Source organism: Georgenia satyanarayanai, assembly GCF_009193135.1.
GTDB classification, from domain to species: domain Bacteria; phylum Actinomycetota; class Actinomycetes; order Actinomycetales; family Actinomycetaceae; genus Oceanitalea; species Oceanitalea satyanarayanai.
On sequence record NZ_VUKC01000003.1, the window covers coordinates 96325 to 114465 of the forward strand.

23 protein-coding genes are annotated in these 18141 nt (G+C 72.6%); 13 read left to right on the forward strand and 10 right to left on the reverse strand.

The window, feature by feature from the left end; translation table 11 throughout:
* Positions 1-5: 5 nt before the first annotated feature.
* From GD632_RS05300 to GD632_RS05335, 8 genes are all read right to left on the reverse strand, one after another.
* Entirely contained in the window at positions 6-770 is a 765-nt protein-coding gene (locus tag GD632_RS05300) for an SCO1664 family protein (RefSeq protein ID WP_152189550.1), read from the reverse strand.
* A complete protein-coding gene (locus tag GD632_RS05305) occupies positions 767-1318 on the reverse strand; it encodes a DUF3090 domain-containing protein (protein WP_152189552.1) in 552 nt (183 codons plus the stop codon). Before GD632_RS05305 ends, GD632_RS05300 begins: the two co-directional genes overlap by 4 nt.
* A 10-nt stretch (positions 1319-1328) precedes the next feature.
* Entirely contained in the window at positions 1329-2021 is a 693-nt protein-coding gene (locus tag GD632_RS05310; RefSeq protein WP_152189554.1) for a histidine phosphatase family protein, read from the reverse strand.
* Positions 2022-2086: 65 nt separating this feature from the next.
* Positions 2087-2866 carry an ectoine/hydroxyectoine ABC transporter ATP-binding protein EhuA gene (gene ehuA, locus GD632_RS05315; RefSeq protein ID WP_152189556.1) on the reverse strand — a complete coding sequence of 260 codons (780 nt, stop codon included), beginning with the start codon at positions 2864-2866 and terminating at the stop codon, positions 2087-2089.
* On the reverse strand, positions 2853-3503 hold the full coding sequence (gene ehuD, locus GD632_RS05320; protein WP_152189558.1) for an ectoine/hydroxyectoine ABC transporter permease subunit EhuD: 651 nt from the start codon (positions 3501-3503) through the stop codon (positions 2853-2855). Before ehuD ends, ehuA begins: the two co-directional genes overlap by 14 nt.
* Positions 3500-4240, reverse strand: a complete 741-nt coding sequence (locus GD632_RS05325; RefSeq protein ID WP_152189560.1) for an amino acid ABC transporter permease — start codon at positions 4238-4240, stop codon at positions 3500-3502. The genes ehuD and GD632_RS05325 overlap by 4 nt, the downstream gene beginning before the upstream one ends.
* A 22-nt stretch (positions 4241-4262) precedes the next feature.
* Positions 4263-5186 carry a transporter substrate-binding domain-containing protein gene (locus GD632_RS05330; protein WP_152189562.1) on the reverse strand — a complete coding sequence of 308 codons (924 nt, stop codon included), beginning with the start codon at positions 5184-5186 and terminating at the stop codon, positions 4263-4265.
* Positions 5187-5520: 334 nt separating this feature from the next.
* Entirely contained in the window at positions 5521-6510 is a 990-nt protein-coding gene (locus GD632_RS05335) for an LLM class F420-dependent oxidoreductase (RefSeq protein ID WP_152189565.1), read from the reverse strand.
* A gap of 88 nt (positions 6511-6598) precedes the next feature.
* On the opposite strand from GD632_RS05335, the gene GD632_RS05340 reads away from it, so the two are divergent.
* The 10 genes from GD632_RS05340 (at position 6599) to GD632_RS05385 (ending at position 14669) form a co-directional block, all read left to right on the forward strand.
* Entirely contained in the window at positions 6599-7201 is a 603-nt protein-coding gene (locus GD632_RS05340; RefSeq protein WP_226924627.1) for a CDP-alcohol phosphatidyltransferase family protein, read from the forward strand.
* A complete protein-coding gene (locus GD632_RS05345) occupies positions 7198-8049 on the forward strand; it encodes a DUF881 domain-containing protein (protein ID WP_226924629.1) in 852 nt (283 codons plus the stop codon). The genes GD632_RS05340 and GD632_RS05345 overlap by 4 nt, the downstream gene beginning before the upstream one ends.
* A 56-nt stretch (positions 8050-8105) precedes the next feature.
* Entirely contained in the window at positions 8106-8438 is a 333-nt protein-coding gene (locus GD632_RS05350) for a small basic family protein (RefSeq protein ID WP_152189572.1), read from the forward strand.
* Entirely contained in the window at positions 8435-9190 is a 756-nt protein-coding gene (locus GD632_RS05355) for a DUF881 domain-containing protein (RefSeq protein ID WP_152189574.1), read from the forward strand. Before GD632_RS05350 ends, GD632_RS05355 begins: the two co-directional genes overlap by 4 nt.
* A gap of 107 nt (positions 9191-9297) precedes the next feature.
* A complete protein-coding gene (locus GD632_RS05360; RefSeq protein ID WP_152189576.1) occupies positions 9298-9750 on the forward strand; it encodes an FHA domain-containing protein in 453 nt (150 codons plus the stop codon).
* Positions 9747-10511 (forward strand): transcriptional regulator FtsR, encoded by a 765-nt coding sequence (ftsR, locus tag GD632_RS05365; protein ID WP_226924630.1) that lies wholly within the window; start codon positions 9747-9749, stop codon positions 10509-10511. The genes GD632_RS05360 and ftsR overlap by 4 nt, the downstream gene beginning before the upstream one ends.
* 69 nt (positions 10512-10580) lie before the next feature.
* On the forward strand, positions 10581-11051 hold the full coding sequence (locus GD632_RS05370; protein WP_152189578.1) for a bifunctional nuclease family protein: 471 nt from the start codon (positions 10581-10583) through the stop codon (positions 11049-11051).
* 234 nt (positions 11052-11285) lie between these two features.
* Positions 11286-11804, forward strand: a complete 519-nt coding sequence (locus GD632_RS05375; RefSeq protein ID WP_152190118.1) for a MerR family transcriptional regulator — start codon at positions 11286-11288, stop codon at positions 11802-11804.
* 144 nt (positions 11805-11948) lie between these two features.
* Positions 11949-13364: a DUF2510 domain-containing protein gene (locus tag GD632_RS16375; protein ID WP_193311356.1), complete on the forward strand. Its 1416-nt coding sequence runs from the start codon at positions 11949-11951 to the stop codon at positions 13362-13364.
* Between the two features lie 138 nt (positions 13365-13502).
* Positions 13503-14669: a class I SAM-dependent methyltransferase gene (locus tag GD632_RS05385; protein WP_152189583.1), complete on the forward strand. Its 1167-nt coding sequence runs from the start codon at positions 13503-13505 to the stop codon at positions 14667-14669.
* A 43-nt stretch (positions 14670-14712) separates the two neighbouring features.
* On the opposite strand, the gene GD632_RS05390 is transcribed toward GD632_RS05385, so the two are convergent.
* Both GD632_RS05390 and GD632_RS05395 read right to left on the reverse strand, forming a co-directional pair.
* Positions 14713-15165 carry a hypothetical protein gene (locus GD632_RS05390; protein WP_152189585.1) on the reverse strand — a complete coding sequence of 151 codons (453 nt, stop codon included), beginning with the start codon at positions 15163-15165 and terminating at the stop codon, positions 14713-14715.
* A 46-nt stretch (positions 15166-15211) separates the two neighbouring features.
* Positions 15212-15679, reverse strand: a complete 468-nt coding sequence (locus GD632_RS05395) for a CPBP family intramembrane glutamic endopeptidase (protein ID WP_226924632.1) — start codon at positions 15677-15679, stop codon at positions 15212-15214.
* Positions 15680-15899: 220 nt separating this feature from the next.
* Between GD632_RS05395 and GD632_RS05400 the strand changes: the two genes are divergently transcribed.
* The 3 genes from GD632_RS05400 to GD632_RS05410 all read left to right on the forward strand — a co-directional run bounded on the left by GD632_RS05400 (position 15900) and on the right by GD632_RS05410 (position 18134).
* On the forward strand, positions 15900-16652 hold the full coding sequence (locus tag GD632_RS05400; protein WP_152189589.1) for a VOC family protein: 753 nt from the start codon (positions 15900-15902) through the stop codon (positions 16650-16652).
* 141 nt (positions 16653-16793) lie between these two features.
* Positions 16794-17729 carry a hypothetical protein gene (locus tag GD632_RS05405; RefSeq protein WP_152189592.1) on the forward strand — a complete coding sequence of 312 codons (936 nt, stop codon included), beginning with the start codon at positions 16794-16796 and terminating at the stop codon, positions 17727-17729.
* Between the two features lie 165 nt (positions 17730-17894).
* Positions 17895-18134, forward strand: a complete 240-nt coding sequence (locus GD632_RS05410) for a PspC domain-containing protein (protein ID WP_152189594.1) — start codon at positions 17895-17897, stop codon at positions 18132-18134.
* Positions 18135-18141 lie beyond the last annotated feature (7 nt).

An 18141-nucleotide genomic window follows, 5' to 3' on the forward strand; every position in this document is an offset into this window, starting at 1 on the left:
GCGGCTCAGAACGGCGGCCAGGGGATCGCCGGGTACCCCGCGCGCGGGCCGGGCAGCCGTCCCGCGGCGAGGAGCTGCTCGCAGCGCCCGGCGAGGGCGGAGACTTCCGCCGCGGCGAGCAGCCCGGCGAGCGCGGCACCGAGGTCGCCGTCCAGGGCGTGCCGCACGCGCTCGAGTGCAGCACCCTCCCCGGCGTCGAGCTCACGGCCCGCCCATCCCCACAGGACGGTGCGCAGCTTGTGCTCCACGTGGAAGGTGAGTCCGTGGTCCACCCCGTACCGGTGGCCGCCGGCCATCGCCAGCACGTGCCCGGCCTTGCGGTCGGCGTTGTTGGCGACGACGTCGAAGAGGGCCATCCGCCGCAGGGTGGGGGACTCCTCGTGGACGAGGGCGACCTCGCGGTCCTCCTCGTCGACGCCGCGCAGGACGAGGCACCAGCCCTCGCCTGGGACCCCGTCGGCGGGGACGAGCGTGATGGCTTCCTGCTCCGGGTCCGGCTCGCACCACAGCTGGGCCATGCCGGTGCCGAGCGGCCCGTCACGCAACCAGGTCCGCGGCACGAGGTCCCAGCCGAGGGCCTCGGAGAGCAGGTAGGCGCCGACCTCGCGCTGGGCCAGCGTGCCGCCGGGGAAGTCCCACAGGGGCCGCTCGCCGGCGACCGGCTTGTAGACGACCCTCACGTCCCCGATCCGGCCGAGGAAGGTGGCGTTGGACGCCGTCGTGATCCGCGCGTCGAGGACGATGTCCCCACCGGCGAGGTCGGGTGTCACCGGAGGTCGTCGGGGAGCCCGCAGACGTGTCCGTCCGGGTCCATCGGCTCACCGCACCGCGGGCACAGCGGCCGCCCCGCGGCCACCACCTCACGCGTGCGCTCGGCGAAGGCACGGGCGGCGCCCACCGGGATCCGCACGACGAGCGCCTCCTCTGGCTCCGGCCCGACCGGCTCGAGGGTCTCCGGGTCCACCGGCTGGGCGGGGACCGCCTCGATGACGAGCTGCGCGGTCGACGGGTCCCAGCCCAGGCCCATGATGCCGACCCGGAACTGCTCCTCGACCGGATCGTCGAGGCCGGCGTCGTCGACGAGCTCCGGGGGTGCCTCCTCGGGGACGCTGTACCGGTTGCCCTCGGTGGCCATGAGCTCGTCGAGCAGCTCGTCGATCTTCTCGACGAGGGCGGCGGACTGCTCCTTCTCCAGCGCGACGCTGAGCAGTCGGGTGCCGGCACGGGCCTGGAGGTAGAACGTGCGCGACCCCGGCCGTCCCACCGTGCCGATCACGAGACGGTCGGGCCAGTCGAAGGTGTGGACGGTCTGAGGCACAGGGCCCATGCTACGAGGCGGGCGCGGAGACCGCTGGCCCGACGCCGCCACCGACCTGCGCCCCCTCGGGCGCGGCACGGAGCCACGAGAGGTCCCCGGCGTGGGTGTTGACCGCGAGGACGTGGGGCTGGGTCGGCGTGTAACGCACGATGGAGGCGGAGGCCGGGTCGGCGTGCAGCCGCTGGAACAGGTCGAGGTGGAGCCCGAGGGCGTCGGCCAGGACCGCCTTGACGAGGTCACCGTGGGTGACGGCGGCCCACACCGCCGCTGGGCCGTGCTCGGCCTCGACCGCCGCGTCGACACGCCGGATCGCACGGACGGCGCGGGCGTGCATCGCCACGAGCGACTCCCCGCCGGGGAAGACCACGGCCGACGGCTGGCGCTGGACCACCGACCACAGGTCCTCCTTGGCGAGCTCGGCGAGGGCGCCGCCCTGCCAGTCGCCGTAGTCGCACTCGGTGAGGTCCTCCTCCACCCGGAGCGCGGCGGTCTGGTGGTCGAGGACGGCCTGCGCCGTCTGGCGGCACCGCTCGAGCGGGCTGGAGACGACGGCGACGAGCGGGACCGCGGCGAGCCGGGCGCCGGTCCGGGCCGCCTGCTCCCGCCCGGTCTCGTCGAGCTCGACGCCGGGGGTGCGCCCCGCCAGGAGCCCCGCGGTATTGGCGGTGCTCCGGGCGTGCCGGACGAGGATCACGGTGGCCATGGGCACCGATCGTAGGCCCGACCCGACCCGGGAGCAGGACTCGTCGCCCGGCGCGCTGCGAAGCGTCAGAGCACCGCGTGGAGGAAGTCCCGCGTCCGCTGCTCCCGGGGGGCGGAGAAGAGCTCGCGAGGCGCGCCGTCCTCGATGATCCGGCCGTGGTCGAACATCATCACCCGGTCGGAGACCTCCTGGGCGAACTGCATTTCGTGCGTGACGATGAGCATGGTGATGTCGGTGCTCGTCGCGATGCCCCGGAGCACGGTGAGCACCTCGCCGACGAGCTCGGGGTCGAGCGCCGAGGTCACCTCGTCGAGGAGGAGGATCTCCGGGTCCATCGCCAGCGCGCGGGCGATGGCCACGCGCTGCTGCTGGCCACCGGACAGGCGGGTCGGGTGCTGGTCCGCCTTGTCCGACAGGCCCACCAGCTCGAGGAGCTCGTGCGCCCGGGCACGGGCCTCCTCCTTGCTCCGGCCCAGCACGTGGACCGGGGCCTCGACGATGTTCTCGATGACCGTCATGTTCGGGAAGAGGTTGAACTGCTGGAAGACCATCCCGATCTTCGTCGAGACGCGGTTGATGGCCTTCTGCTTCTGCCGCACGCGCCTGTCGCCGCGCTTCTCGTACACGAAGGGCTCGCCGTCGATGTAGATGAAGCCGTCGGTGAGGTCCTCGAGCGTCATCACCAGGCGCAGGATCGTCGTCTTTCCCGAGCCGCTGGGGCCGATGAGCGTGACGCGCTCGCCCTTGGCCACCTCGAAGTTGAGGTCGTCCAGGACGGTGTTGTCGCCGAAACGCTTGACGACGTTCTCGAAGCGGATGACCGGGGTGGTGTCAGTAGCGGGCAAGGCGGTTCTCCAGTTTCCGGACGAGGATCGAGGTGGGGTAGCTGGCCGCGAGGAAGATCAGTCCCGCGAGGGTGAAGGCCTCGACGTAGCTGAACGTCCGCGAGCCCACGTTCTGCGCGGCGTTGACGAGCTCCGGCACCGTGATGACGAAGAGGAACGGAGTGTCCTTGAACATCGAGATCACCCAGGTGCCGAGCGCCGGGACGGTCGTCCGCAGGGCCTGCGGGATGACGATCCTCGTCCAGGTGCGCCCTCGGGGGAGGGACAGCGCAGTCGCCGCCTCCCACTGTCCCGGTGGCACGTTGTCGATACCGGAGCGGTAGACCTCGGCCATGTACGTCGCGTAGTGGATCCCGAGGACGCCGATCCCGATCCACAGCGGGTCCCACGAGGTGAACGCGTAGTAGACGAAGAGCAGCTGGACGACCAGCGGCGTCATCCGGATGAACTCCATGACCCAGTGCACGGGCTTGGCGATGACCGCGGGCGCGGAGCGCCGGACGAAGGCGACGACCAGCCCGAGGACGGCGGCGATGACCGACCCCAGCACGGTGGCCACGAGCGTCACCCGGAAGAAGGCCTCGAGAAGCTGCGGCAGGGCCGCGCTGGCGTACTCCCAGTTCCAGACCTCACTCATGCGCTCACCGCCCCGGCCTTGGCGGCACGCGGCCGCAGGAGGCTCCGCGCCGGCTGCGCCGTGCCCAACCGCTGCTTGGCGCGGGCCTCGCCCCAGTTGGCGACGAGGACGAGGACGTAGGCGATGAGGAAGTACATCACCATGGTCACGCCGTAGGAGAAGAAGGTGTCGTTCGTCCGCTGGCGGAGCACGCCTCCGACGAAGGTGATGTCCTGCATGTAGATGACCGAGGCCACGGCGGTGCCCTTGAGCAGCATGATGCCGAGGTTGCTCAACGAGGGGAGCATGATCGCCCACGCCTGCGGCCAGACGATCCGGAACAGCCGGCGCCGCGGAGACAGGCTGAGGGCGACGCTCGCCTCCCACTGCCCCCGGGGCACGGAGTTCAGCGCGCCCCGGACCACCTCGGCACCGTAGGCGCCGTAGTTGAGCCCCAGGCCCACGATGCCCGCGACGAGGCCGGCCACCTCCCGGTTGACGAAGAGGTCGGGGAAGAACAGGGGGAGGACGTAGAAGAGCCAGAAGAGCTGGACGAGCAGTGAGGTCCCGCGGAAGAACTCGATGAACACGCGGGCAGCACCGCGCGCCACCACGTTGGGGTGGCGCGCGATGATGCCCAGTCCTGCGGCGAGGACGAACGCGAGCGCAGAACCACCGATCGTCAGCTGGAGGGTCGCCACGATCCCGTCGAGGAACCGTGGCCACAGCGCGATCAGCGCATCGATGTTGTCACTCATGTGGAGGCGTCGAGGAGGTCGGTCAGCCGATGTCGCCGGCGCAGAGCTGCTCGGTGGTGAAGTCACCGGTCGGGCGCTCGCCCTCGGTGAAGCCCCACTCGCCGACGACCGAGAGGTACTCCTCCTCGCTCCCGACGATCTCCGCGAGCTTCTCGTTGTACGCGTCGCGCAGCTCGGTGTCCTCGGTCCGGAAGACGGTGCCGCCGGCACCGACCTGCTCGACGTCGTCGACGACGGCCACGAAGGTGTCGGTGACCTCGACGGCGGCGTCCGGGTTGTTGTCCGCCATCCAGTTGAGCGAGATGCCGGTGAGTGCGAAGACGTCGGCGCGGCCCCCGGTCACCTGGTCCATGCCGTCCTGCGGGCTGCCGACCTCGGTCGCGTCGATGCCCAGGTCCGTGGCGTAGGTCGCCTCGATGGCTCCCGACATGGCCGCCATCCGCAGGCCCTCACCCTGGGCCTCGAGGACGTCCTGCATGTCGTGGACGTCGAACGGGTTCCCCTCCTCGACCATGAGCGCGGTCGTGTACTGGAACTCCGGGTCGGAGAAGACCGCCTGCTCACAGCGTTCGGGGAGGATCGACATGCCGGCGGCCACGACGTCGAAGTGGCCGGCGTTGAGCCCGGGGATGAGCTGGTCCCACTGCGACTCGACGCCCTCGACGGTGTCGATGCCGAGCTCAGCCCAGATGCGCTCCTGGAGCGCCACCGACGCCCCGACGAGCTCACCGGAGTCGTCCTGGAAGCTGTAGGGCGCCTCGCCGGCGAAGCCCACGGTGATCGTGCCGGCCTCCTGGAGAGCCTCGAGCTTGCTCTGGCCCTCGCTCGGCTCGACCGCGCCGTCCTCGCCGCCACTGTCACCGCCGCACGCTGCGAGCCCGAGGGCTACCGCTGCTGCGGCCGCCGGGACGGCCACCCGTCGGCGGGTAGAAGTCGTGGTCATCATGGTCCCTTCGGTTTGCACGAGGCTGTGGTCTTCGGGACCCCCTCCGGGCCGCAGGATGCAGCGCACGGAGACGGCCAGTCGCCCCGAGTGGTCATGGTGCCCAGCCACGCTAGGGAACTGGGCAGGGGATCACAAGGCGCCGAAACACGCCCCAGACAGGGCTGGCCGGCGCCGTCGGCACCCCTCGCGATCCGCGCTGCGCTGCGCGGAGGTCACCGTCGTCCCGGGCCGCGCGGCGGGTGCGCGGCCCGTGACCGGGCGCCGGACGATCGTTATCGCAACGTGATGGACTTGATGACCGCTTGACTAACCGTTGAACCACAGATGGGGCGGGTCAGCGCAGGGCGGGCGCCACCTCACGCTCGAAGAGCTCGATGCCGCTCGTGTCGTAAGCGGCCTCGGGGAAGTAGAAGATCCCGTAGGTCATGCCCTGCGCCTCCAGGCCGCGGAGCTTCTCGACGACCTGCTCCGGCGTCCCGCACGCGGGCATGTCGCGCACGGAGCCGAGCTCGCGCTGGACCCGCTCCTCGTCGACGCCCGCCGTACGGAGCCGGTCGGCGAGCTGCTCGATCCGGTCACGGACCTCGGCCTCGTCACGGCCGATGGCGACGTTGTAGTTGGCCGAGCGGGTGATGCGCCCGAAGTCGGTGCCGACCTCGCGGCAGTGGCCGGCGAGGAGCTCGGACTTCCGGGCGAAGCCCTCCGGCGTGCCGTCGAAGTTCGTGTAGTCGGCGTAGCGGGCGGCGATCTTGAGCGTGACCTTCTCCCCGCCGCCGGCGATCCACAGCGGGACACCGCCCTCCTGGAGGGGGAGGGGGCGGCAGATCGCGCCGTCGACCTCGTAGTGCGTGCCGGAGAAGGTCGCCCGGCCCTCGCGCCAGGCCTGCCGCATGATCTGCACGCCCTCGTCGAGCATGGCCAGCCGCTCGCCCGCCCGGGGGAAGCCGTAGCCGTAGGCGCGCCACTCGTGCTCGTACCAGCCGGCGCCGATACCCATCTCCAGGCGCCCACCGCTCACGTGGTCGACCGTCGCGGCGACCTTGGCGAGGTACATCGGCGGGCGGTAGGCCATGCACGTGCACATCTGACCCAGGCGGACGCGCTCGGTGCTGGCCGCGAGGGCCGCCATGAGCGACCACGCCTCGTGCGTGGCCTCCTCGCTGGGCACCGGGGTCGTGTGGAAGTGGTCGTAGACCCACACCGACTCCCACGGGCCGGCGTCGGCGCGGCGGGCGAGGTCCCGCATGAGCGGCCACTGCCGCGCGTCGTCGATGCCGACGAGATCGAAGCGCCAGCCCTGGGGAAGGAACATTCCGAGTCGCATGGTCGAGAAGAGTACGGCCAGGTCACAGCGTGGTCACGCCGGGCGCGCGCCGCCCGTCACGACCGACCTCGTGCGTACCCTGGAGCACGTGACCACCGAGAAGCCGGCGCGCGTCGCCGAGGAGCGCGTGTGGACGGTCCCCAACGCCATCAGCTTCCTGCGCCTGGCGCTCATCCCCGTCTTCGCGTGGCTCATCGTCGCCGAGCACGACGCCGCGGCGGTCGTCGTCGTCGCCGTCGCCGGCTTCACCGACTGGGCCGACGGCTACATCGCCCGGCGCTTCGGCCAGACCAGCCGGCTCGGGCAGATGCTCGACCCGGCCGCGGACCGGCTCTACATCCTCGTCACCCTCATCGGGCTCGCCTACCGCGACATCATCCCGTGGTGGCTGCTCGTCGTCATCGTCGCCCGTGAGCTTGTCCTCGCCGGCACGATCCCCGTGCTCCTGCGCCACGGCTACGGCACGCTGCCGGTCCACATGGCCGGCAAGGCCGGCACCTTCTGCCTCATGTACGCCTTCCCGCTCCTCCTCCTGTCCTCCGCACCCGGAGCCCTGGGCGCGGCGGCGTCGACGGCCGGCTGGGCGATCGCCCTGTGGGGCGTGGGTCTCTACTGGTTTGCCTGCCTGCTCTACCTCGAGCAGGTGGCCTGGATCGTGCGTCGCGACCGCCGGGCGGCGAGCCCGGCGTGAAGGAGCAGCCCGGTCGCCCCGATCAGTCGATGACCCTCCTGCGGGAGGTCGTCGAACGGCCCCTCGACCCGGGCTACGCGGCTGCCGCCCGGCGTCGCGCGGAGGGGACGGCCCGGGCCCTCCCCTGGTGGCGCAAGGGCATCGTCGTCGTGCTCGCCGGCACCCTCGGGCTGGGCGCGGTGTGGGCGGCGCGCGAGCTGCGCGCCCCGACCGACGGTGCCGGGGACGCACGCGCACTGCTCCTGTCCCAGGTGGCCGAGGGGGCCGCACGCGGGCAGCAGCTGCGGGCCGACAACGCCGCGCTCGTCGAGCGGATCGACCGCCTGCAGGAGGAGTCCCTGCGCGGCAGCGACCCGGAGTTCCTCGAGCGGGTCCAGCTCCTCACCCTCAACGCGGGCAGCGCGCGCGTCCGCGGCCAGGGCCTGCGCATCACCCTCGACGACTCGCGCGACGCGCAGGCCGGAGCGCCGGGTGCGGACCTGGGCCGTGTCCAGGACCTCGACCTCCAGGTGCTCGCGAACGCGCTGTGGTCCGCCGGCGCCGAGGCGGTGGCGATCAACGGGCACCGACTCTCCGGGCTCAGCGCCATCCGCTCGGCCGGTCCCGCGATCCTCGTCGACCTCGCCCCGCTCGCCCGTCCCTACGTCGTCGAGGCGGTGGGCGCGCCGGGTGACATGCGTGCCCGCCTCACCCGGAGCACCGGTGGCACGCACCTGGGGACGCTGCGCGACTCCTTCGGGATCTCCGTCGCCATCGAGGAGGCGGAGGAGCTCGTGCTGCCCGGGACGACGGCGCGCACGCTGCGCCACGCCGAGCCGTTGGGCGACGACGAGGCCGGGGAGGGCTGATGATGGGACGTCATGACGAGCCGTGCCGCGTGCACGTGCCGAGGGAGGAGCGCTGAGTGTTCGCTGTCATCGGGCTCGTCATCGGCGTCGTCGTCGGGATCGCCGTCGAGCCGACGGTGCCGGCGGTGCTGCAGCCCTACCTGCCGATCGCCGTCGTCGCCGCCCTCGACGCGCTCTTCGGTGGCCTGCGCGCGTACCTCGACGGCGTCTTCGACGACCGCGTCTTCGTCGTGTCCTTCCTCTTCAACGTCCTCATCGCCGCGCTGCTCGTCTTCCTCGGTGACCAGCTCGGCGTCGGTGCCCAGATGACGACGGCGGTCGTCGTCGTCCTCGGCATCCGCATCTTCTCCAACGCGGCCTCGATCCGCCGGCACGTCTTCAAGGCATGACTCGCCACGCGGAGACCACCCCGGCCGGCGGGGGAGCGGGGCGCCTGCGGCACCTGCTCCTGCGCCGCCACCCGTCGTGGGTGCACGTCCTCATCGTCCTGCTCTGCGCGGCGGTCGGGTTCGCGCTGGCCGTCCAGGTCCGCCAGACGCAGGAGGACACGTACGCGACGATGCGCCAGGACGACATCGTCCGGCTCCTCGACGAGCTCAGTGTGCGCAACCGCGAGCTCACCGAGGAGGGCCTGGAGCTGCGTCGCGAGCTCGGGGAGCTGGAGTCCGGGTCGAGCTCGCGCGCGGCCGCGCAGGAGGCGGCCGCGCAGCAGGCCAGGGTCCAGGGCATCCTCGCCGGCGCACTGCCCGTGACCGGGCCCGGGGTGGAGCTCGTCGTCCACGACCCCTCCGGCGCCGTCAGCGCCCCCACCTTCGTCACCGTGCTCGAGGAGCTCCGCAACGCCGGCGCGGAGGCCATCGAGCTCAACGACCAGCGGATCACCGCCTCGAGCTGGCTGGGCACGCGGCCCGGGGGACTGGTGGTGAGCGGCGTCGACATCAGCGCCCCCTACGTGTGGCACGCCATCGGTGACCCCCAGACCCTCGCCGTCGCCCTCGACATCCCCGGCGGCGCACTGTCCTCGATCCGGGGCGCCGGCGCCGCCGCCGAGGTGACCCAGCACGAGGAGCTGACGATCACCTCGGTGCGCTCCCTGTCCGAGCCCGAGTGGGCCACGCCGGCGCCGGTCGAGGACCGCTGAGCCGGTCCGGAGGACGCGGTGTCTGTCACAGGGGCCCCGTGGGGAACTATGGTGGTGTCCAGCGCCGGGTGACGAACCCGGTGGTGCCGCCGAGGGGAGTACACGCCATGGGAATCGAGCCCGAGCCGCAGGACTTGTCGAGCACGACCGCCCGCTTCGGGGCGATCGGTGCGAGCGACGAGACCGCGGAGCGCTCCGACGTCCCCCCGCCCGACCGCGCCGCGATCGACGGGCTGCCCCCGGGCCACGCCCTCCTCATCGTCCAGCGCGGCCCGACGGCGGGCGCGCGGTTCCTCCTCGACACCGACCGCACCCTCGCGGGCCGCCACCCCACCGCGGACATCTTCCTCGACGACGTCACGGTCTCGCGCCGCCACGCGGAGTTCCTCGCCCACGAGGGCGGCTACGTCGTGCGTGACGTCGGCTCTCTCAACGGCACCTACGTCAACCGGGAGCGCATCGACTCCGCCGTCCTGAACGCGGGCGACGAGGTGCAGATCGGCAAGTACCGGCTCACCTACCACCCCAGCCCGCACCGCGGCGACGCGCCGGCCTCGTGAGCTCGACCGCCCGCCGCGCAGCAGAGTCCCGCCCCGAGGAGCCGCAGGAGCAGCCGCGGCCGTGGCCCCCGGGTGCGTCGACCGAGCCGACGATGAGCATCGGCGCGGTGCTCGCCGCCCTGCAGCCGGAGTTCCCGGCCGTCCGCATCTCCAAGCTGCGCTTCCTCGAGGAGCAGGGACTGGTCAGCCCGAGCCGCAGCGGCTCCGGCTACCGCATGTACAGCCAAGCCGACGTCGAGCGCCTGCGCTTTGCGCTCACCGCGCAACGTGACTCCTTCCTGCCGCTGCGCGTCATCCGCGACCAGCTCGAGGACCTCGACGCCGGGCGTCCCGTGGAGTCGGTCCCCGGCACCCGCGTCGTCGCCCGCGACGGCGAGCTGGTCCGCCCTCGCCCCTCGGCGCGGGTGCGGGCGCAGGAGATCGCCGACCTCACCGGGGTGAGCCTCGCCGAGATCGAGGAGATCGCCGAGGCCGGGCTCATCGCCGCCGACGCGCGCGGGCGCTACCCGGGCCGCGCCGTCGACGTCGTCCAGCACGCGGCGGCCCTCGCCCGTCAAGGCATCAGCCCGCGCCACCTCCGCACGGTGCGCACGGCAGCCGAGCGGCAGGCCGACACGATCGAGCAGGTCGTCGCCCCGGTCCGCGCCCAGCGCTCGGGGGCCGGACGGGAACGTGCTGCCGCACGCGCGCAGGAGCTCGGTGAGCTGTACGGACGGCTCCACGCCGAGCTGCTCCGCGCCGCCGTCGACGACCTCGGCTGAGCCGTGCCCCCCGCGCGCACGGGCGCGTTTCGCGCGCACCGCCGCTGGGATGGCCGTACCGTTTACGGCATGCGAGAGATGGACGTGCTCGGCGTCCGGGTGAGCATCCCGGAGAACGAGGTCGTCGTCGTCCTGGCGGTCCGCGACGGCGGGCGGGTGGTCCTCCCCATCGTCATCGGGCCGCGTGAGGGCGCGTCCATCGCGACGGCGCAGGCAGGCATCGTGCCCGAGCGGCCGCAGACCCACGACCTGTTCATCTCCCTCCTCGACGCTACGGGCGTGCGCCTGGACCAGGTGCGGGTCACGAGCCTCGAGCAGGGCACGTTCCACGCCGAGCTCGTCCTGTCCTCGGGCCAGCACGTCGACTCGCGCCCCTCCGACGCCATCGCCCTCGCGCTGCGGGCCCGCTGCCCCGTGCTGTGCGAGGAGAGCGTCCTCACGGCGGCCGGCGTCGTCATGGACGCGGAGGACGAGGCCGAGGTGGTCTCTGACTTCCAGGAGTTCCTGAAGAACGTCGAGCCGGAGGACTTCGAGCCCTGAGACGGCCCGCCGCCCCCCGACCTCAACCTCGACTTGAGCCTCAGACACGCTGGACCGACACGCCGATGGCGGCTCGCCGCGCATGTCGTTGACTGGGGTGCGCCCTGGTCATAGCGTGGGGGTCATCAGGGCCGGAGCACATCTCGTGCGCGGCGTGGACGAACGGGAGTGCACGTGAGCGGCAGCGACGCGACGGCCGGCGCAGCGAGCGGGGTGCCCCAGCGGGCGCAGGGAATGCTCTTCGGGGACTCCCTTCCCGACCTCGACACCGAGACCGGTTACCGCGGGCCCACGGCCTGCCGGGCGGCAGGGATCACCTACCGCCAGCTGGACTACTGGGCCCGCACGGGGCTCGTCGAGCCGACCATCCGCAACGCCAGCGGTTCCGGCTCCCAGCGCCTCTACAGCTTCCGGGACATCCTCGTCCTCAAGGTCGTCAAGCGGCTGCTCGACACGGGCGTCTCGCTGCAGCAGATCCGCTCGGCGGTGCACCACCTGCACGAGCGCGGCGTGGACGACCTCGCCGGCATCACGCTCATGAGCGACGGCGCGAGCGTCTACGAGTGCACGAGCGCCGACGAGGTCATCGACCTCGTCCAGGGCGGCCAGGGCGTCTTCGGCATCGCCGTCGGGCGCGTGTGGCGCGAGGTCGAGGGCTCGCTGGCCGAGCTGCCGACCGAGCGCGCCGAACGCGGGGGCGCCGAGGTGGAGGACGAGCTGTCCCGGCGGCGGCGCGCCCGCGACGCCGGCTGACACAGCTTCTCGACGAGGGGCCCGGGGGACGACCCGGGCCCCTCGTCGTGCTCCCCGCAGGCCGGGAGCACAGGGGAGAGGTCCCCATGCCGCAGGATGGTCCGGTGGCGGGGAATGAGTGCGCTCTCTCCTACTATTCAGCCCATGAGCAATCCCATCGCCGGTTGGTACCCGGACCCCTCAGGAGACCCGAGCAAGCTTCGTTACTGGGACGGCGCGTCCTGGACCGAGCACTTCGCGCCCTCACAGGGCGCCGCGCAGCAGGTGGGGGAGTCCGCCGCGAGCAGTGGCGGGCAGCCGACAGCAGAGCAGACCGCGGCGCGGGAGTCGTACGGCGGGCAGCCCACCGAGCAGCTTCCCGCCCAGGGGGCCGAGCAGCCTGCCACGGCCCAGCAGCCCACCGAGCAGCTGCCCACCCAGACCGGTGACCAGCCGGGCGCCCAGCACACCGCCGTCTACCCGGCGGGCCAGTACGGCCAGCAGCAGCCTGGCTACGGGCAGAACACCGGGGCGCAGCCGCACCAGCAGGCCTACGGGCAGCAGCCGGAGCAGCCGTACGGCCACCAGGCCCAGCAGGCCTACGGCCAGACCGGTTACGGGCAGCAGGACTACGGCCAGCAGCAGCCCTACGCGCAGTACCCGGCCGGTCAGCAGGCCTACGGGCAGTCGCCCTACGCCAGGAGCCAGGACACCTACGGCCAGCAGCCCGGCACGGACGAGGGGGGCTCGGGCAAGGGCCTGGTCATCGGCATCATCGTCGCCGCCGCCGTCCTCATCGCGGTCGCGGTGACCGCGGTCGTCCTCCTCCTCGGGGGCAACGACGACCCGGAGCCGACGTCGCGGCCGGCTCCGGCCAGCACGGCGACCGACGAGCGGACCGAGGACCCGACGACCGACGACGCCACCGAGGACGCCCCCACCGGTGGGTCCGTGAGCGGCGGCGAGATCGCCATCGGCGAGTCCGTGCCCGGCTCCATCGGGGCAGGGGAGACCTGGACCGGCACGATCGTCGTCGACGAGGCGACCCCGATCGTCGTCGACGTCGCCTCCGAGAGCGGTGACCTCACGATGTCGCTGGTCGGTGGCGCGATCGACGTCGAGAACGACGACCACGGCCGCTTCCGGGTGAACCCGGACGCGAGCTCCCTCGACCCCGCCGTCGGCGCCTACCTCGAGCCGGGGGAGTACGAGGTGATGGTCGCCGCCTACCACAGCAGCGTCGAGACGGACTTCACCGTCACGACCGCGGTCCCGGAGATGGTCACTCCTGGTGAGCCCGTTCCCGTCGACCTCGCCGAGGGGGAGGTGTGGCTGGCCGCTCTCGAGCTGACCGACCGCAGCACCGTCGTCCTGGACTCGGTGTCCACCGAGGGCGACGCCCAGCTCGGGGTCTTCACGTCCACCGGAGAGCTCGAGGGCGTGGATGACAGCAGCGAGGGCGCCGGCGGCGCCTTCGACCCGTACCTGGAGCTGGAGCTGCCGGCGGGCGTCCACATCATCAGCTACGGCGGCTGGAACGCCTCGCCGCTCACCGCGGAGCTGTCGATCACCGTCGAGTAGCCGCGGCACCGACGACGACGCCCCCGGGAGACCCTGTCCCCGGGGGCGTCGTCGTACTCGCCGCCCGGGCCTGGGGTACCGACCTGGTCGACCGCGGCAGCGGGACGACCCCCGGCGCCATGCTGGGACAATGGCCGGATGAGTGCCCCCGCGTTCGACCTCAGCAGGCTCCGCAGGTTCCCCGACGTGGAGGCTCCGGACCTCGTCGCGGTCGACGCCACTGACCGGCTCGTGCTCGACGAGGCCACGACGGCACTCGCCGCGACCGGCCCGGGGGAGGTCGCCGTGATCGGCGACCGGTACGGCGCCCTCACGCTCGGTGCGGTCGCCCTGCACGGCGCTCGTGACGTGCGGGTGCACCAGGACGCGCTCGTCCAGGAGCGCGCCCTCACGGCCAACGCCGAGCGGGAGGGCCTCACCGGGGCCTTCCGGTCGCTGGGCCTCGGCCCGGAGCTCGTGAGCGGCGCGCGCGTCGTGCTGCTGCAGCTCCCGCGCGGGCTGGCGGCGCTGGAGGAGGCCGCCGAGCTGGTCGCCGCCCACGCGGCACCCGACGTCGTCGTCGTCGCAGGCGGGCGGCTCAAGCACATGTCGCGGAGCATGAACGAGGTCCTGGGGGAGCACTTCACCGACGTGACGGCATCCCTCGCGCGCCAGAAGTCGCGCTGCCTCATCGCGCGGCAGCCGACGCCGCCCGGGACCTTCCCGTCCTTCCCGCGGCGGCACTTCGACGAGGAGCACGGCGTGTGGATCGCCGCTCACGGCGCCGCCTTCGCCGGCCCGTCGCTCGACCTCGGGACGCGTTACCTCCTGACCTTCCTGGGGGAGATGAGCCCTACGGCACGCGACGCGGTCGATCTCGGCTGTGGCACCGGGGTCCTCGCCGCCCAGCTCGCAGCGGCCCGTCCGGACCTCCACGTCGTCGCGACCGACACGTCCAGCGCCGCCGTCCGTTCGGCGCGTGCCACGGTCGAGGCGAACTCGCTGGGCGGGCGCGTCCAGGTGGTGCGGGCCGACGGGCTCGAGAGCCAGCCGCCTGTCTCCGCGGACCTCATCGTGTGCAACCCGCCCTTCCACGTCGGTGCGAGCGTCCAGCCGGACGTCGCGATCGCGCTGTTCAAGGAGGCCGCCCGGGTGCTGCGTCCCGGCGGTGAGCTGTGGACGGTGTTCAACTCACGGCTCGGTCATGCCGGCGCACTGCGCCGCATCGTCGGGTCCACCAAGGTGATGGGGGACAACGGCAGGTTCACAGTGACCCGGTCGATCAAGCAGCCGGCGAGGGAGGACCGGAGGAACGACCTGGCGTGACCTGACATAATGTACATTATCGGCGCCGTGCGCAGACCGGCCCTCACGGCCGCCAGCGCACGGCGTCCTCGCACAGCCTCACACTCCCGGACTCTGCCGCGAGGCAAGCGCCGTCGACAAGATCGCGGTCGCGGAGGGGTTCGTCGAGCTCGACGCGTACCGTGACCGCGTCGTTGCTCGGACACGCCCACGTACCGTCGCCGAGCGGTTCGACCTCCGTCGTGACGACGACCCGACCGTCCTCGTACTGCACGCGCGGCTCGAGCACCTGGCCGGTGATGCCGCCCGAGCACCCGGCACGCGTGACGCGCACATCGAGGCTGCGAGTCTCCGCGGTAACGACGCGCGGGTCGGCGAGCTCCCAGGTGGCAAGGTCGCCCGTCGCAGCCCCCGGCACGCCCGCCCCGCAGCCGGCGAGAACAACTCCCCCGACGACCGTCGCAGCTGTCGTACGGACGTTCGAGCGCCGCCGGCGACGGCCCCCCGCGGGAGGCATTCGGTCACGATAGGACACAGCGGCTACCTCGGGCTCCTCGGCCCGCTCACGCCGTCACGGTCTCGGGTTCCAGGCGGGCCCAGTTCTCCCCGCCTCCCCAAAGGAGCCCGGCGATCGTCGTCGAGGTCGCGAAGGCGACCACCGCCGTCGCGACGACGAACGTCGTCTCGTTGCTGACGGTGACCTCGAGGTACTGGTTCGACAGGACCAGCTGCATGACCACCTGGAACGCCAGGTGCCAACCGACCGTGGCCCACACGGAGCCGGAGACCAACCGGACGCAGCCGGTGACCACCTCCATCCCGGCGAAGAGGACGAGCCGGTCGAGCAGCACGCCCCACCCCTCGGTGACGACCCACAGCGCCGTGCCGAACGCGGCGAAGACCAGCGCCTGCACGAGGACCGCGAGCCAGGGCGCCATCGTGGCGGTGAGGTTGCGGTAGACGTACCCGCGGAAGAGAAGCTCCTCCGGGACGGCCTCGTAGACGAGGACCAGTGCGACGAGAAGGAGCACGACCGCGGCGGTCTCCGCGAGCGTCGCGTCGATGTCGATGCGCAGCCACCGCGGCCGGAGCGCTGCTCGTCTGGGTCACGTGTCGACGCTAGGCCACCGGGCCTGGCGGGGAGTCCGTTTCGGGCGGGAGCGGTCGTTCGGACAGTGAGGCCGCCCGCCGCGCCCCGGCTCGTCCGTGCCGGGGTGTACCGCTCCCCCGGACCGGCTCTACGGTGGCTCCATGGACCTGGAGAACATCGTGCTCGACGCCGTCGACCCGGCCCTCGTGGGCAGGTTCTGGGAGGCCGGTCTCGGTGGGGAACGGCTCAGCGACGGACCGGACGGCTTCGAGACCCGGCTGCCGATCCCGGGTGGCCCCGCCATCGACCTGTGCGTCCAGCCCGTCCCGCAACCCCCGGCCGAGCCGCTGCGGCTGCACCTCGACCTGCTCGGCGGCGACCGGCAGCGCGAGCTCGTCGACCGGTTCCTCGGGCTCGGTGCCCGCCACCTCGACATCGGTCAGGGCGAGGTGCCGTGGGTCGTCCTGGCAGACCCGGAGGGCAACCCCTTCTGCGTGATGGAGCACCGCGAGGTGTACAGCGACACCGGCCCGATCGCGGCGCTCCCGCTCGACTCGGCCGACCCGGCGCGCGACGTGGAGTTCTGGGCCTGGCTCACCGGCTGGGTCCCGGCTCCCGGGGTGTCACCGCACTCCTTGCGCCACCCCTCCCGGCGCGGTCCCCTGCTCGAGCTGTGCCCCGAGCCGGCACCGAAGGGTGCCGGGAAGAACCGCGTGCACCTCGACGTCCGGCTCGGTCCTGAGGACGACGCCGACGCCGTCGCCGCGGGCATCGCCGCTCGCGGCGGCCGTGAGCTCGACCCCGGGTGGGGCGACCTGCCGTGGCGCGTCTACACCGACCCGTCCGGCAACGAGCTGTGCGTGCTGCCCGCGACCTCGACGAACGCGCGGGCCTCCCCGCGGTCGGCCGGGTAGCCCGAGACGGACCATGCACCCGTCACGACAGCGACACTGGAGTCCCCGACCATCCGGTCAGTCTCGCACCGAAGAAGCTCGGCCCAAGGACTGCCACTCCGTTCGGGCGCTGCGCTGCGGTGGCGGGCGTAACGTTCCCCCATGGACCCCCTGGCGTGGCTGCTCGACTCGGACCCCGCGCTGCGGTGGCAGGTGCTCGCAGACCTCGCGGATGCGCCGCCGGAGGAGGCCGCCGCCGAGCGTGCCAAGGTTGCCACCACCGGCTGGGGCGCACAGCTCCTCGCCGAGCAGGCCGACGACGGACGGTGGGACGGCGGCACCTACCGCCCCGGCTGGGCCGACGAGTCGCGCCCCTTCTTCGACGCGTGGACGGCCACGCACTTCGTCCTCCAGCAGCTCGCCGACCTCGGTCTGGACCCGGCGAGCCCCCAGGCCCAGCGGGCCCTGGCCCTGGTGCGCGAGCACGTGCGCTGGGAGCACGAGGGCGAGCCCTTCTTCGACGGCGAGGTCGAGCCGTGCATCAACGGCGTGGCGCTGCGCACGGCCGCGTACTTCGGGCAGGACGCCTCACCCATGGTCGCCACCCTCCTCGCCGGCCGGCTTCCCGACGGCGGGTGGAACTGCTGGGCAGAGCACGGTGCGGCGGTCTCCTCCTTCCACTCGACGGTCTGCGTCGTCGAGGGGCTGCTCGCCTGGGAACGCGTCGGCCACGACGACGACGCCGTGCGCGAGGCGCGCCTCGCCGGCGAGGAGTACCTCCTCGAGCGGGGGCTGTACCGGCGCCGCTCCGACGGCACCGTCGCCGACCCCCGGATGACGATGCTGTCCTACCCGGTCCACTGGTACCACGACGTGCTGCGCGGTCTCGAGCACTTCCGGCGCGCCAAGCGCCGCGACGCCCGGCTCGCCGAGGCGGTGGAGCTCGTCCGCGGCAAGGCGGACGACCGCGGACTGTGGACCCTGGAGCTGCACCACGAGGGGCCCACTCTCCTCGACTTCGACGAGGGCGAGGGCTTCCCGAGCAGGTGGGTGACGCTGCGCGCCCTGCGCGTGCTGCGCTGGTGGGACGCGGGCTGAGTGCATCGCCCGCGCTCGTCGCGGGCTCGTCGTCCGCCTGCAGCCGTACAGACGAGTCGGCGTGACCAACGTCGCATAACCTCGCCTGCCGCACCACATCGACCAGGGACACGATCAGGGTGTTCCCCGATGTGGCACACGAGCCGCGTGCCTAGCGTGGAGCCCATGAACACCTTCTTCGACAGCATCCGACGCACCGGCTTCCGGCGCGGCCCCCAGCGACTCCTCGGCGGCGTGTGCGGGGGCGTCGCGGCGCGGCTCGGGGCGAACGTCATGGTCGTGCGCCTCCTGCTGCTCCTCGCGTTCCTCCTGCCGGGGATCGGCTGGGTCCTGTACGTGGCGCTCTGGGCGCTGCTGCCCTGGCAGGACGGCAGCATCCCGCTCGCGCGGGCGCTGGCCCGCTGACGCACAG